At 70.7% G+C, this 13825-nt stretch carries 14 protein-coding genes and 1 pseudogene; 5 read left to right on the plus strand and 10 right to left on the minus strand.

Annotation, left to right across the window (positions count from 1 at the left end; genetic code table 11):
• Positions 1 to 51: 51 nt before the first annotated feature.
• The 4 genes and pseudogenes from coaD to ACFVYF_RS29910 all read right to left on the minus strand — a co-directional run bounded on the left by coaD (position 52) and on the right by ACFVYF_RS29910 (position 5562).
• Positions 52 to 531: a pantetheine-phosphate adenylyltransferase gene (gene coaD, locus ACFVYF_RS29895; RefSeq protein ID WP_389460444.1), complete on the minus strand. Its 480-nt coding sequence runs from the start codon at positions 529 to 531 to the stop codon at positions 52 to 54.
• Positions 532 to 557: 26 nt separating this feature from the next.
• Positions 558 to 1151: pseudogene (rsmD, locus tag ACFVYF_RS29900) on the minus strand (16S rRNA (guanine(966)-N(2))-methyltransferase RsmD); the annotation flags it as partial.
• Between the two features lie 147 nt (positions 1152 to 1298).
• A complete protein-coding gene (recG, locus tag ACFVYF_RS29905; protein WP_389460339.1) occupies positions 1299 to 3515 on the minus strand; it encodes an ATP-dependent DNA helicase RecG in 2217 nt (738 codons plus the stop codon).
• A 169-nt stretch (positions 3516 to 3684) separates the two neighbouring features.
• Positions 3685 to 5562, minus strand: a complete 1878-nt coding sequence (locus ACFVYF_RS29910; protein WP_389460341.1) for a DAK2 domain-containing protein — start codon at positions 5560 to 5562, stop codon at positions 3685 to 3687.
• A 258-nt stretch (positions 5563 to 5820) separates the two neighbouring features.
• Here ACFVYF_RS29910 and rpmB point away from each other — a divergent pair, with 258 nt between their 5' ends.
• Positions 5821 to 6006: a 50S ribosomal protein L28 gene (gene rpmB / locus ACFVYF_RS29915; protein WP_107021922.1), complete on the plus strand. Its 186-nt coding sequence runs from the start codon at positions 5821 to 5823 to the stop codon at positions 6004 to 6006.
• A 272-nt stretch (positions 6007 to 6278) separates the two neighbouring features.
• Here rpmB and ACFVYF_RS29920 read toward each other — a convergent pair whose 3' ends face one another.
• Complete coding sequence (locus ACFVYF_RS29920; RefSeq protein WP_389460343.1) at positions 6279 to 7244, minus strand: thiamine-phosphate kinase; 966 nt, start codon at positions 7242 to 7244, stop codon at positions 6279 to 6281.
• 298 nt (positions 7245 to 7542) lie between these two features.
• Here ACFVYF_RS29920 and ACFVYF_RS29925 point away from each other — a divergent pair, with 298 nt between their 5' ends.
• Positions 7543 to 7776 (plus strand): Lrp/AsnC family transcriptional regulator, encoded by a 234-nt coding sequence (locus ACFVYF_RS29925; RefSeq protein ID WP_017947604.1) that lies wholly within the window; start codon positions 7543 to 7545, stop codon positions 7774 to 7776.
• Between the two features lie 20 nt (positions 7777 to 7796).
• A complete protein-coding gene (locus ACFVYF_RS29930) occupies positions 7797 to 8288 on the plus strand; it encodes a DUF3515 domain-containing protein (protein ID WP_389460345.1) in 492 nt (163 codons plus the stop codon).
• A 120-nt stretch (positions 8289 to 8408) separates the two neighbouring features.
• On the opposite strand, the gene ACFVYF_RS29935 is transcribed toward ACFVYF_RS29930, so the two are convergent.
• From ACFVYF_RS29935 to ACFVYF_RS29945, 3 genes are all read right to left on the minus strand, one after another.
• Complete coding sequence (locus tag ACFVYF_RS29935) at positions 8409 to 9566, minus strand: D-alanine--D-alanine ligase family protein (RefSeq protein ID WP_389460347.1); 1158 nt, start codon at positions 9564 to 9566, stop codon at positions 8409 to 8411.
• Between the two features lie 158 nt (positions 9567 to 9724).
• Positions 9725 to 10735: an NAD(P)H-dependent glycerol-3-phosphate dehydrogenase gene (locus ACFVYF_RS29940; RefSeq protein ID WP_389460348.1), complete on the minus strand. Its 1011-nt coding sequence runs from the start codon at positions 10733 to 10735 to the stop codon at positions 9725 to 9727.
• Positions 10732 to 11502: a lysophospholipid acyltransferase family protein gene (locus ACFVYF_RS29945; RefSeq protein WP_389460350.1), complete on the minus strand. Its 771-nt coding sequence runs from the start codon at positions 11500 to 11502 to the stop codon at positions 10732 to 10734. The genes ACFVYF_RS29940 and ACFVYF_RS29945 overlap by 4 nt, the downstream gene beginning before the upstream one ends.
• Positions 11503 to 11646: 144 nt before the next feature.
• Here ACFVYF_RS29945 and cofC point away from each other — a divergent pair, with 144 nt between their 5' ends.
• On the plus strand, positions 11647 to 12294 hold the full coding sequence (gene cofC / locus ACFVYF_RS29950) for a 2-phospho-L-lactate guanylyltransferase (protein WP_389460352.1): 648 nt from the start codon (positions 11647 to 11649) through the stop codon (positions 12292 to 12294).
• An 87-nt stretch (positions 12295 to 12381) separates the two neighbouring features.
• On the plus strand, positions 12382 to 12585 hold the full coding sequence (locus ACFVYF_RS29955; protein ID WP_383281566.1) for a hypothetical protein: 204 nt from the start codon (positions 12382 to 12384) through the stop codon (positions 12583 to 12585).
• Between the two features lie 97 nt (positions 12586 to 12682).
• Here the strand turns inward: ACFVYF_RS29955 and ACFVYF_RS29960 are convergent, their stop codons facing one another.
• Positions 12683 to 13345, minus strand: a complete 663-nt coding sequence (locus tag ACFVYF_RS29960) for an HU family DNA-binding protein (protein WP_383281569.1) — start codon at positions 13343 to 13345, stop codon at positions 12683 to 12685.
• A gap of 138 nt (positions 13346 to 13483) precedes the next feature.
• On the minus strand, positions 13484 to 13714 hold the full coding sequence (locus ACFVYF_RS29965) for a hypothetical protein (protein WP_365428986.1): 231 nt from the start codon (positions 13712 to 13714) through the stop codon (positions 13484 to 13486).
• Positions 13715 to 13825 lie beyond the last annotated feature (111 nt).

Consider the following 13825-nt stretch of genomic DNA (forward strand, 5'->3'; position numbering starts at 1 on the left):
TGTACGACCACACCCGCCCCGCCCGACACCGGGTGACGCACTGTCAGGCGCTCAGCTCTTTCCGAGCCGCTCCTTGAGTGCCTCCAGGACGATCTCCGGCACCAGGTGGGAGATGTCGCCGCCCCACTGGGCGACCTCCTTCACGAGCGAGGAGGAGAGGAAGCTGTAGGTCGGGCTGGTCGGGATGAACAGCGTCTCGACACCCGAGAGGCCGTTGTTCATCTGGGCCATCTGGAGTTCGTAGTCGAAGTCGCTGACCGCGCGCAGACCCTTGACGATGGCGGGGATGTCGCGCTGCTTGCAGAAGTCGACGAGGAGGCCGTGGTAGGCCTCGACCTGGACGTTGCCGAACTCGGCGGTGACCTCGCGGATCAGCTCGATCCGCTCCTCGACGGTGAACAGGCCCTTCTTCGACTGATTGATCATCACCACGACGTGCACGACGTCGTAGAGCCTGGAAGCGCGGGCGATGATGTCGAGGTGTCCGTTGGTGATGGGGTCGAACGACCCGGGACAGACGGCGCGGCGCAACTGTGGTCCCTCGCTCTCCGGTCCGGTCATCGTGCGTCTTCGCACGTAGAGGCGGCGCGACCGTACCAAAACGTTCCCTCGCCGTAACGCCGGGACCGGAGCGCTGCGAAGCCGTCCGGCCACCGGAATTCCCCGCCTCTGGTGCTGCGCTCCACGGTGACGAGGGCTTCGTCCGCGAGCCAGCCCCTGGTGCGGAGTGTGAGGAGGATCTCGCCAAGATCGCCGTCCGGGACGACGTACGGGGGATCCAGGAAGACCAGGTCGTACGGGGTCGCGGGCGCCGCTTCCTGGACGATCTGTTCCGCTTTGCCCGGCCTGACCTCGGCGCCGGGCAGACCGAGCGAGCTGATGTTCTCGCGGATGACGCGGGCCGCCTTGGCGTCGGCCTCGACGAGCAGGGCGTGTCCCGCACCGCGGCTGAGTGCCTCCAGGCCGACGGCGCCCGAGCCGGCGTACAGGTCGAGGACGCGCTCGCCGTCCAGGGGGCCGCCGAGCAGGGACTGCCAGGTGGAGAAGAGGCCCTCGCGCGCACGGTCGGAGGTGGGCCGCGTGCGGGTTCCCTGCGGGACGGCTAGGCGGCGTCCGCCGGCTGTGCCGGCGATCACGCGGGTCATCTGGGGTCCTTGTTCGAGGGGCGGTTACGGATCCAGTCTGGCAGGCGGGGGCGGGGGGTGCTGTGCGGTCGCTGCCCTCGCCCCTTGTCGCTGGGCTCACTACTCGTCGCTGGGCTCACTGCTCGTCGCTGGGCTCACTGCTCGTCGCTGGGCTCACCCCTTGTCCAGGTACTGCTCCCTGTCCTCGTCGAGCAGGGCCTGGAGGGCCGTGCGCAGTCCGGGGAGGTGCTCGAGCTCCGGGTCCCCGGCGACGACCGCGGCCGCCTCCTCGCGGGCCTCGGCGATGATCTCCTCGTCGTCGATGACCGTGAGCATGCGCAGCGAGGAGCGGACTCCGGACTGGGCCTGGCCGAGGACGTCGCCCTCGCGGCGCTGTTCCAGGTCGATGCGGGAGAGCTCGAAGCCGTCGAGCGTGGACGCCACCGCGGTCAGTCGCTGGCGCGCGGGGCTCGCCTCGGGCATCTCGGTGACCAGGAGGCAGAGACCGGGCGCGGAACCACGGCCGACCCGGCCGCGCAGCTGGTGCAGCTGGGAGACGCCGAACCGGTCGGCGTCCATGATCACCATCGCCGTCGCGTTCGGTACGTTGACCCCGACTTCGATCACCGTCGTCGCGACGAGGACGTCCGTCGCGCCGGCGGCGAAGCGGCGCATCACGGCGTCCTTGTCGTCGGGCGCCATCCGGCCGTGCAGGACTTCGACCTTGAGCCCTTGGAGCGGGCCCTTGACGAGTTGGGCGGCGACATCGAGGACGGCGAGCGGCGGCCGCTTCTCGGCCTCGTCCTCGGGGGACTTCTTCTTGGCGCCCTTCTTGGACTCGTCCTCCTCGTCACCGATGCGGGGGCAGACGACGTACGCCTGGTGGCCGTTCTCCACTTCTTCGCGCACGCGCTCCCACGCGCGCGCAAGGAAGTGCGGCTTGTCGGCGGCCGGGACGACATGGCTGGCGATCGGCGAACGCCCGGCGGGGAGCTGGTCGAGGACCGAGGTCTCCAGGTCGCCGAAGACGGTCATCGCGACCGTGCGCGGAATGGGGGTGGCGGTCATGACCAGGAGGTGCGGCGGCTGCTTGCCCTTGCTGCGCAGGGCGTCGCGCTGCTCCACCCCGAACCGGTGCTGCTCGTCGACGACGACCAGGCCCAGGTCGTGGAACTGGACCTTGTCCTCGATCAGCGCGTGCGTGCCGATGACGATGCCGGCCTCGCCGGTGACCAGATCGAGCAGCGCCTGCCGGCGCGCGGCCGTGCCCATGGAGCCGGTGAGCAGCACGACCTTCGTCGAGTGCTCGATGCCGCCGAGGGTGCCGCCCTCGGCCAGCTCGCCCATCATCTCCGTGATCGACCGGTGGTGCTGCTGGGCCAGGACTTCGGTCGGCGCCAGCATCGCGGACTGCCCGCCGGCGTCGACGACGGCGAGCATGGCGCGCAGGGCGACCATCGTCTTGCCCGAGCCCACTTCTCCCTGGAGCAGCCGGTGCATCGGGTGCTCGGTCGCGAGGTCGTCGAAGATCTCCTTGGAGACCTTCTGCTGGCCCTCGGTGAGGGTGAAGGGCAGCTTGGCGTCGAAGGCGGTGAGGAGACCGTCGGGCGCGGGCCTGCGGGCCACCGCGGGGAGTTGGGCGTCCGCGTACCGCCGGCGGGCCAGGGCTACCTGGAGGACGAAGGCCTCGTCCCACTTGAGGCGGGCGCGGGCGTCGGCGATGTCCGCCTTGGTGTGCGGGCGGTGGATCTTCAGGAGGGCCTCGGGGAGGGCGACGAGGCCCCGGCCGTCCCGGAGGGATTCGGGGAGCGGGTCGAGTGCCTCCTGGGCGCTCGGCAGGACCGTCTGCACGGCTTTGGCGAGCTTCCAGGACTCCAGCTTGGCGGTGGCGGGGTAGATCGGGATGAGGGATCCGGCCCAGGTGCCGACCGTCTCGGCCGCTTCGTCGCCGTCGCCGCGCAGCAGCTCGTATGCCGGATGGGCCAGCTGGAGGCGGTGGTTGAAGACCGAGACCTTGCCGGAGAACATCGCGCGCGTGCCCGGCAGGAGGTCCTTGTGGGGTTTGTGCACGCCGTTGCCGAAGAAGACGAGCTGGAGGCGGCCGCTGCCGTCCGTGATGGTCACTTCGAGGCGCTGGCCCTTGCCCCGGGGCGCCTTGGACGAGGCGAAGGTGAGCAGGCGCGCGTCGGCGACCTGGGCGACCACTGTCGCGTGCTCGTCCATGGGCAGGTCGGCGAGGTGGGTGAGCTGCCCGCGCTCCTCGTACCTGCGCGGATAGTGGTGCAGCAGGTCGCCGACCGTGTGCAGGCCGAGGTGCTCGGCCATCACCTTCGCGGTGGCGGGTCCGAGCGTCTTCTTCAGTGGTTCTTCGAGCGCGGGCACGAGATCCATTGCACACCACAGGACTGACAACGCCGTATACGTCCTGGAAATCCGCTGGTCAGTCGGGTCGTTCCAGGCCTGCCATGGCGCGCCCTCCGCTTCGCGGTCACCCCGGGGCTGAAATGCCCTCCCGCGGCCGAGGGCCAGGGGGACGGTTCAGTCCTCGGGCTCGGAGCGCCTACTCCACCCCGATCAGCAGCAGCGCCCCCTGCCGGCCGCCCCGGTACACCACCGTGTCGACCGCCAGATAGGACTCCCGGACACGGGCTTCGAGGTGCGGGGCGATGGAGTCGGGGGCGTCGTCGCCGAGGACGAGGGTGACCATCTCGCCGCCGGCGGAGAGCATGCGGTTGAGGACGGTCTCGGCCGTCTCGGTGAGGTCGGATCCGATGACCGCGACGTCCCCGTCGATGAGGCCGAGGATGTCGCCGGCCTGGCAGATCCCCGCCATGGTCCAGGACTGCCGTTCCGCGACGGCGAGTTCGGCGTACCGGGTCGCGCCCGCGGCCGAGGTCATCGCGACGACGTCCTCGTCGAAGCGGCGGTCCGGTTCGTGCACGGCGAGCGCGGCGATCCCCTGGACCGCGGAACGGGTCGGGATCAGCGCGACCCGGACACCCTCCGTACGCGCCTGCTCGGCGGCCGCCGCGGCCGTATGACGCAGCTCCGCGTCGTTCGGCAGCAGCACCACCTCGTGCGCGTGGGCCCGCCGTACCGCCTCGACGAGCTCCCCGCTGGCGGGCGGCTCCCCCGGCCGCGCGAGCACGGTGGTCGCCCCGGCCTCCGTGTACAGCCCGGCCAGTCCCTCGCCGGGCACGACCGCCACCACGGCCCGCTGCACCCGCTCCCGAGGCGGCCGCCGCACTCCGGCGCCCCCTGTGTGGACGTCTCCGAGTCCGAAGTGCGTGATCCGGATCCGGTGCGGCCGGCCCGCCTCGATGCCCGCCTCCACGGCGGCACCGGCGTCGTCGACATGCACGTGGACGTTCCACAGCCCGTCCCCGCCGACCACGACGAGCGAGTCCCCCATCCGGTCGAGGCGGTCGCGCAGCCGGGCCACGGCCACGTCGTCCGCCTCCAGGAGATAGATGACCTCGAACGCGGGACCGTCCTTGCCCGGGGTCCCGTCGGCACACGCCTCGGGCTGGACTCCCCCGGCGTCGGCCACCTCGCCCCCGCGCGCGTGGAGCTCGTCGAGCCCGGCGTCGCGCACGCGTGTGTGGAGGTCGTCCCAAGCAGCCGAAGAGGTCGCGTCCATCGCGTGCCGGGCCGGCACGGGGACCGACGCGTTGCCGCCCGGCGCCTCCCCGGTGAACGTCTCCACCAGCGCCGCAAGCACGACCACAAGACCTCGTCCGCCGGCGTCGACCACACCCGCGCGTTCCAGGACGGCCAGTTGCCCGGGCGTCGCCGCCAGGGCCGCCCGCGCACCCTCGTATGCCGCCCGCGCCACCGTCCCGCAGTCGCCCTCCGCACCCGTGGCGGCCTCGGCCGCGGCCGAGGCGACGGTGAGAACCGTGCCCTCTACGGGATGCGCGACGGCCAGCCGGGCGGAGTCGGCCGCGTGCCGCAGCGCGAGCCGCAGTCCCTGCCCGTCCGTGTGAGAGGCGTCACGGCCGCCGACGGAGTCCCGGCCGACGGCACCGCCCTTGCCGCTGTCGTCCGCGAGCACCTGAGCCATGCCGCGCAGCAGCTGGGCGAGGATCGTCCCCGAGTTCCCCCGGGCACCGATCAGCGCTCCGTGCGCCATCGCCCGCGTCACCTCGGCGAGAGAGGGGCCGCCGGCCCGTACGGAAGCGGAGTCGTCCGCGGCCTCCCCGGAGACCGCGTCCTGCCCGGCGCCCCCGGAGACCGCGTCGTGCCCCGCGAAGACCGCCTCGACCGCCGCGGCCGCCGACTCCACGGTCAGATACAGGTTCGTCCCGGTGTCCCCGTCGGCCACGGGATAGACATTGATGGCGTCGATCTCCTCGCGCGCCCGCCCCAGCGCCTGAAGAGCGAGACCGCACCAGGTCCGCACCGCGAGAGCGTCCAATGTCTGCGGCACCTGCGGCACCTGGGCCTCCTCGAGCTGCTGGACGTGGGACGCAGCGTAGACCCAGAGTGGGTTACCGGCGGTAGGGGGCCTGACGGGAGCCGGGCCGGGGCCCGGGGCAACCATGGTAGTTTCGTTCTCCGGACGCAGTCGTTGTATGCTGCTCCAGTTGCCCGATCTGATCGGGCCTTCCCCCTGGCACCGCCACTCAGATCCTAGATCTTGATCCCGGCATGCCGGGATCCACCGTAAGAGCATCTGAAGTCTTTGGAGTGACCCGTGGCTGCCAACTGCGACGTCTGTGGCAAGGGGCCGAGCTTCGGCAACAGCATCTCGCACTCTCACCGCCGTACGTCCCGTCGCTGGAACCCGAACATCCAGCGCGTCCGTACCGTCGTGAGCGGGACGCCGAAGCGCGTGAACGCTTGCACCTCGTGCATCAAGGCCGGCAAGGTTTCGCGCTGACACCACGCCAAGCGCGCGGCCATGCCGGTTCGCTGCTCTGAGCCGGTCCACCTCACCGTGGACCGGCTTTTTGCTGTGCCCGCGCCCGCCTGACGCGAGCGGGGGCCGGCACCGGGGTCGCACTCGTCGGCGCGTATGTCCTGGCCGGTGAACCGGCCCTCGCCGGCTCGCGCCTTCTGGCGGCTTCTTCAAGAAGCTCACCGAGAAGGCGGCCACCGGCATCCAACTGCGGAACTACCCGGTCGCGTAAGCGACATCACCGGCCCGGGGCATCACGACTCGATGTCCCCGAAGTGATCCCAGCCGCCCTTGCTGGTCCAGGGCGCCCCGTCGACCGTCACCTGCGGCAGCGCCGACGGATTGAGCACCTCGCCGATGATCTTCCACCGGGCCGGCAGCTTCACGTCCGGCGGGAAGGTCGCCACGATCGCGTGGTCCTCGCCGCCGCTGAGCACCCACTGGATCGGGTCGACACCGACGGCCTGCCCGATGTCGTTCATCTGCGAGGGGATGTCGATGTCGCCGGAACGCACGTCGATGCGCACCTTGCTGGCCTCGGCGATGTGCCCGAGGTCCGCGATCAGCCCGTCGCTGACGTCGGTCATCGAGGTCGCGCCGAGCCCGGCGGCCGCGGGACCCGCGTGGTACGGCGGTTCGGGGCGCCGGTGGGCCTCGACGAAGGCGCGCGGCGAGCGGAAGCCGCGCGAGAGCACCGCGTACCCGGCCGCGGACCAGCCCAGCCAGCCGGTGACGGCGACCACGTCGCCGGGCTGCGCCCCGCCCCGGGTCACCGGCTCGTGGTTGCGCAGATCACCGAGCGCGGTGATCGCCACGGTGATCGTGTCACCGCGCACGACATCGCCGCCGACCACGGCCGCGCCCGCGACCTGGCACTCGTCACGCAGGCCGTCCATCAGCTCGGAGGCCCAGGTGGCGGGGAGTTCGGCGGGGACGACCAGGCCGAGGAGCAGCGCGGTCGGTACGGCACCCATCGCGGCGATGTCCGCGAGGTTCTGCGCGGCCGCCTTGCGCCCGACGTCGTACGCCGTGGACCAGTCGCGGCGGAAGTGCCGCCCTTCCAGCAGAATGTCGGTGCTCGCCACGACCCTGCGGTCGGGCGCGGCCACCACCGCAGCGTCGTCGCCGGGGCCGACCCGGACCGCCGGGGTGGTGGTGAGACGCGAGGTGAGTTCTCGGATGAGCCCGAACTCCCCCAGCTCGCCCACGGTTCCCTTCACCGGTTCTCACCTGTTCCTTTCATCCCGGCCGACCCCTTCCAACCTGCTTCTCGGCCGGGGGTCCGGGGGCTGTCCCCCGGGAAACACAGCATCGTCGTACTGCTCCCTCTGCCACGACCGGTGCCCGGTCGCGAGCCGTCTCTGTACTCGGTACGGTCGAGTCGACCGTCAACTTGTGCAGTCCGTGCACCTCGGCGCGCAAGCCACGGCCCCCGCAGGTCTCCCCGCGGCGAGCGGCGACGCGATACCGTGGCGTTCCTTTTCCCCACATGATCCTCGTGGCCGCCCTGGAGGTTCCGTGGTACAGGCGTACATCCTGATTCAGACGGAGGTCGGCAAGGCGTCGACCGTCGCTGACACGATCAGCAAGATCCCGGGGGTGATTCAGGCCGAGGACGTGACAGGACCGTACGACGTGATCGTGCGCGCCCAGGCCGACACAGTCGATGAACTCGGCCGCATGGTGGTCGCGAAGGTCCAGCAAGTGGACGGCATCACGCGTACTCTGACCTGCCCGGTCGTGCACCTCTAGCCCCCGTCTACCCTTGGCCGGTGAACTTCTTCCGTCACCGGCTCAACACTTTCTTCGGGCTGCCCGTGCTCGCACTGCTGATCGCTGCCACGGGCTGCTCCTCAGCAGACGACAACGCCTCGGCTGCGGTTCCCAGCCCGGACCCGAAGGTCACCGAGCTGTGCCAGAACCTGGACAAGGTGCTGCCGAAGAAGGTCGACGGCCTCGGCCGGGAGGATCCCGAGCCCCGGTCCGCGCTGACCGCGGGCTGGGGAAGCCCGGCGATCATACTGCGCTGCGGTGTCGAACGGCCCGCCGAGATGCTCGACCCGAAGGCGTCCACCACCGAGGTGAACGGCGTGGGCTGGCTGGTGCAGGAGCACGACGACGGCTCCTACGTCTTCACCACCAGCCTGCGCAGGGCATACGTCGAGGTCCGGCTCTCCGCGGGGCAGGCGAAGAAGGGCGCCGGTTCGCTTGTCGACCTCGCGAAGCCCATCAAGAAGGCGGTCCCCGAAGGGATCGCCGACTGACGTACGGGTGGACGGCAAGGAGCCGTCCGGTCGATCACGGCGGAGACGCGGGGTGTGGCACGCACATCTGCGACGACAAAGCGCCGCGGCTTCCCTCCACCATGATCGGCCGGACAGGTCCTAGCGCAGTCCCGTCGACCGCCGCAGTGCCGCCTGCACCAGGCGGTCCACCAGTTCCGCGTACTCGACCCCGCTGGCCTGCCACATCTGCGGGTACATCGAGATCGGTGTGAAGCCGGGCATGGTGTTGACCTCGTTGATCACGAACTCCCCGTCCTCGGTGAGGAAGAAGTCCGCGCGCACCAGCCCCTCGCAGGACACGGCGTCGAAGGCCTCGACCGCGAGCCGCTGGACCTCGGCTGTCTCCTCGGGCGTCAGCGGGGCGGGCACGATGCCGGGCGTCGAGTCGATGTACTTCGCCTCGAAGTCGTAGTACGCGTGCGACTGCGCCGGCGGGATCTCGGCGGGCAGGCTGGCCCGCGGGCCGTCCTCGAACTCCAGGACCCCGCACTCGATCTCGCGGCCGCGCAGCAGCGCCTCCACGATGATCTTCGGGTCGTGGCGCTGTGCCTCCGCGATCGCCTCGTCCAGACCGCCGAGGTCGTCGACCTTGGTGATGCCGATCGAGGAACCGGCGCGGGCGGGCTTCACGAACAGCGGCCAGCCGTGCTCGCCCGCGAAGTCGACGATCTTCTTGCGGGCGCCGGGCCGGTCGAGCTCCCACTGGCGCGGCCTGATCACCACGTACGGGCCCACCTTCAGCCCGAAGGAGGTGAACACCCGCTTCATGTACTCCTTGTCCTGGCCGACCGCCGAGGCGAGCACGCCCGCGCCGACGTACGGGACTCCGGACAGCTCCAGGAGGCCCTGGAGGGTGCCGTCCTCACCGTAGGGGCCGTGCAGCACGGGGAAGACGACGTCGACCTCGCCGAGCGCCTTGGGGACCGAACCGGGCTCGGAGTAGACGACTTCGCGGCTGGCCGGATCGACGGGGAGCACCACGCCGCCCTCACTCGACTCGGCGAGCTGGTCGACGCTCGGCTGCTTGCGGTCGATGATCGCCATGCGTTCCGGCTCGTCCGCCGTGAGCGCCCAACGGCCGTCCTGGGTGATGCCGATCGGCAGTACGTCGTACTTCGTACGGTCGATGGCGCGCAGGACGGCGCCGGCCGTGACCACGGAGATCCCGTGTTCGGAGCTGCGCCCGCCGAAGACGACGGCCACGCGCGGCTTACGAGGCGGCTGCTCGGGGCTCTGGGGGAGGTTCTCGGTGCTCATATCGCGTTGAGCGTACCCGGTGGTAGGCGGTGAGTCAGCGCCCCACGGCGGCCGTTGCTCAGCGTCGCACGGGCGGTCGCGGAGCGTCGCCCCACCGGTAGGGCGTTGGCGCAATCGGTGCCGGCCGGCCGGGTGTGGGCCGGCGTGTTCGGCGTCGGTCAGCGCACTTCCGGCTTGGCGCTGCGCGACATCAGCTCCTTGAGGGCGACGACCGGCGGCTTGCCCTCGTGGACGATGTCCACGACCGTCTCCGTGATGGGCATGTCGACACCGTGCCGGTGCGCCAGATCCAGCACGGACTGACAGGACTTGACGCCCTCGGCGGTCTGCCTGGTGACCGCGATGGTCTCCTGCAGGGTCATGCCCTTGCCCAGGTTGGTGCCGAAGGTGTGGTTGCGCGACAGCGGCGAGGAGCAGGTGGCCACCAGGTCGCCCAGGCCCGCGAGTCCGGAGAACGTCAGCGGTTCGGCGCCCATGGAGAGGCCGAGCCGGGTGGTCTCGGCGAGGCCGCGCGTGATGAGCGAGCCCTTGGCGTTGTCGCCGAGGCCCATGCCGTCCGCGATGCCGACGGCGAGACCGATCACGTTCTTGACGGCACCGCCGAGTTCGCAGCCGACCACGTCGGTGTTGGTGTACGGGCGGAAGTACGGCGTGTGGCAGACGCCCTGGAGTCGCCGGGCGACGGCTTCGGAGCTGCAGGCGACCACGGCGGCGGCCGGCATGCGTGCGGCGATCTCCCGTGCGAGGTTGGGTCCGGTGACCACGCCGATCCGGTCCGCGCCGACCTTGGCGACGTCCTCGATCACCTCGCTCATCCGCATGGCGGAACCGAGTTCGACGCCCTTCATGAGCGAGACGAGGACCGTGTCGGGGGCGAGCAGCGGCGCCCACTCGGCGAGGTTGCCGCGCAGCGTCTGCGAGGGCACGGCGAGCACGGTGAAGTCGGCGTCGCGCGCGGCCTCGGCGGCATCCGCGGTGGCCCGCAGATTCGCCGGGAGTTCGACGCCCGGGAGGTAGTCCGGGTTCGTACGCGTGGAGTTGACCGCTTCGGCGAGTTCGGCGCGGCGCGCCCACAGGGTGACGTCGCACCCCGCATCGGCGAGCACCATCCCGAAGGCCGTGCCCCACGATCCGGTCCCGAAGACGGCCGCCCTGACCGGCTTGCTCACGCGCCCTGCCCCTCTTCCTGTTGTGCCTTCTGCTTCGCCGCGGCCCTGCGGCGCTGTTCGATGCGCACCGTGCGCGGGTCGTACGGCTTCTCGGGCGCCTTCTCGCCCCGGAGTTCCTCCAGCAGCGTGGTGATGGCGGCCATGATGACCTCGGTGGCCTCCTTGAGGACGTCCGGGCTCATCTCCTTGCCGTAGAAGCTCGAGAGGTCGACGGGCGGGCCCGCGAGGACGTGGCTGGTCTTGCGCGGAAGGATGTTGGGCTTCTTGGCGTACGGCGGCAGCAGTTCGTTGGCGCCCCACTGGGCGACCGGAATCACCGGGCACTTGGTCTGCAGGGCGACCCGGGCGGCACCGGTCTTGCCGGTCATCGGCCAGCCGTCGGGATCGCGGGTGAGGGTGCCCTCGGGGTAGAACGCCACGCATTCGCCGCGCTCCACGGCGTCGATCGCGGCCCGGAAGGCGCTCAGCGCGTCGGTGCTCTCCCGGTAGACGGGGATCTGCCCGGTGCCGCGCATGGCGGCCCCCACGAACCCCTTCTTGAAAAGCGCGGCCTTCGCCAGGAATCGAGGAACCCGCCCGGTGTTGTACTGATAGTGCGCGTACGCGAAGGGATCCACATGGGAATTGTGGTTCACCGCGGTGATGAATCCTCCCGCAGCCGGAATGTTCTCCATTCCGCGCCAGTCCCGCTTGATCAGAACCACCAGGGGCGGTTTGCACAGGACCGCTGCGAAGCGGTACCAGAAGCCGATTCTGCGGCGGGACACGCGGACACCTTCCTCTTGGGCCTGGGGGCCCGCACAAGTGTCGCCCCGGGCCGCCGGTCTGTCGAGAACACCGTACGCCCCGGGCACGGGCCCTCCCCGGGCACCGGGTGACAATGGGCGCGACAAGGGAGGGACGGAGCGCTTGTGCAGTGGACCTTGCTGGTACCCCTCAAAGCCCTGGCGCGAGCCAAGAGCAGGCTTGCGGACACCGCCGGGGACGGACTGCGCCCCGGGCTCGCCCTCGCGTTCGCGCAGGACACCGTGGCAGCCGCGCTGGCCTGCGCCGCGGTGCGGAGTGTGGCGGTCGTCACGGACGATTCGCTGGCCGGGCGGGAGCTGGCCGCCCTGGGCGCCCGAATCGTCCCCGACGAGCCGGAGGGCGGCCTGAACGCCGCTCTGGCGCACGCGGCCTCGGTCGTACGCTCCAGAAGCCCCGAAAGCGCCGTGGCGGCCCTGAATGCCGATCTTCCGGCGCTGCGCCCGCTGGAATTGGCCCGGGTACTGGACGCGGCCGCGGAATTCCCCCGCTCTTTTCTCCCCGATGCCGCCGCAATCGGCACCACTCTGCTGGCCGCCGTTCCGGGCCGGGAATTGCTGCCGGCATTCGGCACGGCGTCCCGCGCCCGCCACCGGGCCTCGGGCGCCGTGGAACTGGGCCTCGACGCCGTGGACTCCGTACGTCAGGACGTGGATACGGGCGACGATCTGCGGGCGGCCCTGGCGCTGGGCGTGGGCCCGCGCACGGCCGCGGCGGCCGCACGGCTGCTGATCCCCGGGCAACCCGGCTGCTGATCCCGGACGCCCCGGCTGCCCGGCCCGGGCGAACCAGGCGCCGGTCCCGGCAAGTGCGCCGCCGTAACAGGCCCTAGGCTTCCCCTCATGCAGGCGACCGCGTACACCTACGACCCCGAGACCCGCAGCGGCCAGGTGCTGCTCGACGACGGCACGCCCGTGCCCTTCGACGCGCCGGCGTTCGACGCGGGCGGACTGCGGCTGTTGCGTCCCGGTCAGCGGGTGCGCGTCGACGTCGAGGGCGACGGCGAGGCCCGCCGGATCACCCTCGTCACCCTGCACACGTTCTGAGCGGGTGCCGGGTGCGGTGCGACCGCCCCTGAACGCGCCGCGGGCCGGGCTCCCCGTGGGAGTCCGGCCCGGTGCGTGAGGTGCCCTGGCGCCCCTACTACCTGCGGGCGGTGGCCTTCTTGGCGGTGGTCTTGCGCGCCGTCGACTTCTTGGCGGGGGCCTTCTTGGCCGTCGCCTTCTTCGCCGGGGCCTTCTTGGCCGTCGCCTTCTTGGCGGTGGTCTTCTTCGCCGTCGCCTTCTTGGCGGTGGTCTTCTTGGCGGTGGTCTTCTTCGCCGTCGCCGTCGTCTTCTTCGCCGTGGCCTTCTTCGCCGTGGCCGTGGTCTTCTTCGCCGGCGTCGCCTTCTTGGCGGTGGTCTTCTTCGCCGTCGCCTTCTTGGCGGTGGTCTTCTTGGCCGCGGCCTTCTTGACCGTCGCCGAAGCCGCACCGGTCAGGCTGCCCTTGGGCGCCTTCTTGACGGAGACCTCGCCGCCGCGCGGGAGCTTCTTCGAGCCGCTCACCAGGTCCTTGAAGCCCTGGCCGGCACGGAAGCGCGGCACGGAGGTCTTCTTGACCCGAACGCGCTCCCCGGTCTGCGGGTTGCGGGCGTAACGGGCCGGACGGTCGACCTTCTCGAAGGAGCCGAAGCCGGTGACCGAGACCCTTTCCCCGCTGACAACTGCACGGACGATGGCGTCCAGTACGGCGTCGACCGCCTCGGCGGCCTGCTGACGCCCGCCGACCTTGTCCGCAATCGCTTCTACGAGCTGCGCCTTGTTCACGTCTTCCCCTTCGGAGACATTGCCAGAACGAAAGTGTTCAAGCTTTTTCGCACGTTAGGCAGATATATACCGCAAATCAAACACGAAACGGGCTAATCACCCTTGTGCCGCAACGAACTCGGACTGTCGTGGAGTAACTCAGCGTTCCTCTTCGAGGAATCGACCCTCGTCGAGGTCGGTGGTGAACCGCTCCAGACGCCTTGTCGCATCGGCGAGATCGTGCTTGGCCGCGGCCGTAATGACCAGCAGCTTCCGGGTCAGCGCCATCCGTACGCCCTCCGGGACTTGCAGTGCGCGCACTCTTGTGTGCGCTTCCTTGAGTTGGGCCGCGACTGCCGCATAGAGCTCGAGTTGGCCGTCGTGTCCCATGCACAGATTGTGCCATCTGGGGCGAGTTGTCGCCTGCGCAGGGGGCAACTGCGGCCTCCGACGGCCTCTCGAACGCTTCGGCGCGACGCGGCTTCGAAGTGCGCGTACCCC

The organism is Streptomyces sp. NPDC058274 (assembly GCF_042881375.1).
In the GTDB taxonomy this organism is placed as follows: domain Bacteria; phylum Actinomycetota; class Actinomycetes; order Streptomycetales; family Streptomycetaceae; genus Streptomyces.